This is a genomic window from Pseudomonas sp. SIMBA_068, assembly GCF_046534705.1.
In the GTDB taxonomy this organism is placed as follows: domain Bacteria; phylum Pseudomonadota; class Gammaproteobacteria; order Pseudomonadales; family Pseudomonadaceae; genus Aquipseudomonas; species Aquipseudomonas putida.
Genome location: NZ_JAWRYI010001943.1, coordinates 1 through 212, shown reverse-complemented (window position 1 = coordinate 212; position 212 = coordinate 1). Strand labels below are relative to the sequence as shown.

General features: G+C 60.8%; 1 protein-coding gene. It reads right to left on the bottom strand.

The window, feature by feature from the left end; translation table 11 throughout:
- Window positions 1-212, bottom strand: a 212-nt coding sequence (locus tag SB756_RS36570; RefSeq protein WP_410914159.1) for an immunoglobulin-like domain-containing protein, incomplete at both ends; no start/stop codon positions are given.

Here is a 212-nt window from a genome sequence, read left to right as displayed (position 1 = left end):
CTGATCGAACCGCTGGTGCCATTGGCCGGTACGGTGATGACGGTCTTGCCGTCGCTCAGCGTGAAGGTCAGGGCGCCATGGTTGTTGATCGGCAGACCGTCTTTGTTGGTCAGGGTGATGGTGTAGGTGATCTCACCGCCTTCGGTGACCGAAGGTGTTGCGGTCAGCTTCGCCACCACTTCGTCGGTGGTGTCGGCGACATCCACCTTCGC